This is a genomic window from Sporolactobacillus inulinus, assembly GCF_006539285.1.
GTDB lineage: Bacteria > Bacillota > Bacilli > Bacillales > Sporolactobacillaceae > Sporolactobacillus > Sporolactobacillus inulinus.
The window spans coordinates 1-1,460 of sequence record NZ_BJMS01000200.1 but is presented as its reverse complement, the minus strand read 5'-3'; the positions used below and the strand labels follow the sequence as shown (position 1 = coordinate 1,460).

At 40.8% G+C, this 1,460-nt stretch carries 1 protein-coding gene; it reads left to right on the top strand.

Going from position 1 to position 1,460, the window contains the following annotated elements; all coding sequences use genetic code 11:
- Positions 1–97: 97 nt before the first annotated feature.
- Positions 98–1,459, top strand: coding sequence for an IS4 family transposase (locus SIN01_RS14685; RefSeq protein ID WP_010023653.1), 1,362 nt, complete (start codon positions 98–100; stop codon positions 1,457–1,459).
- Position 1,460: the final 1 nt, after the last annotated feature.

Sequence of the window (1,460 nt, the reverse complement as noted above, 5' to 3'; positions counted from 1 at the left end):
TATTCATTACACTCCTTGACAAAATAGAAAGACACCTCAATTTTTGGTATAGTGATTTTGAAGAAATACACTACCAAACAGAAGAGGTGCCCTCTATATGATAGCGAAAAACTGTAAGAATAATCAACTACCATTAGAAATAAAAGCAAAATTTGATGAGTTGAAGATTCTAAAACATTTACGTCAGGCAGGAATTCAAAAAGCCTTCGGCTTTTCCAGTGGTTATCTTTTTCAGCTTATTTTTCGTCTGATCTTTACCCAAAGAAATTGGTATCGTTTACTGGAGAGTAATAAAGCAGATGACTTACCAGGCAAGGATGCTGTTTATCGTTTTTTAAACTACCCGAAGTTTGCCTGGCGTCGCTTCCTGACCACATTAAGCGTATTCACGATTAGGAAAGTCAGCCGTTTGACGAGCGCCTGCCACACTAAAGTACTCATTCTGGATGATTCATCTTTTTATCGCGACCGCAGTAAACGCGTCGAACTTTTGGCTCGTTGTTTTGACCATGCCAAGAGAAGACACTACAAAGGATTTCGTATGCTGACATTAGGATGGTCAGACGGATCAACGTTCCTGCCTATTGATTTTTCACTCCTTAGTTCAAGCAAAGAAAAGGCAAAAATTAATGATATCGATTCGACGATTGATAAGCGTTGTTCCGGCTATAAACGACGAATTGAAGCTTTACAAACAGCTCCTGAACAAATACCTGGCATGGTTAAACGAGCCTTGTCGAACGGAATTGATGCGTCCTATGTTCTGATGGACAGCTGGTTTACCCAACAACCTTTGATCAAGGCTTTGACCGATCAAGGGATCGATGTTATTGGTATGGTGAAACCAACGAATCAGCGCTATCGAGTAGGCTCTCAATGGGTTGGATTAAAAACACTGTATCGACTGTCAAAGTCCGTAACCGGTCACAAAGAAATTTTGCGCTCTATTCGTACCACAATGGCTAATGGAGTCCCGGTCAAAGTGGTGTTCGTTCAAAACCGCAATAAACAAAGTGAATGGCTAGCCATCTTAAGTACCGACTGCACACTTACAGAACGGGAAATCATTCGTACGTACGGCATGAGATGGGACATTGAATTATTTTTTAAAGCAACGAAGTCATTTCTTAAGCTTCAAAAAGAGTTCCAAGGCAGATCGTACGATCTGCTGATTAGCCACACAACCATTGTCTTTACAAGGTTTATTCTCCTGTCTTGGCAAAACCGTTGCAGTACAGATAATCGAACCCTTGGCGGTATGTTTTATGAACTCTGTGACGAAATGAATGAACTGGATTGGGTTGTAGCACTGACGCAGCTCATGGATATCCTTCATGACGCCCTGACAAAAACAAAAAAGTCAATAAAAAAATGGATTACTTGTCAACTGACACAATGGATTGAAAGCTTACCCAACTATATCAAGGTTTATCTGCCCAGATTAGGGTGCGAAAGTTGAG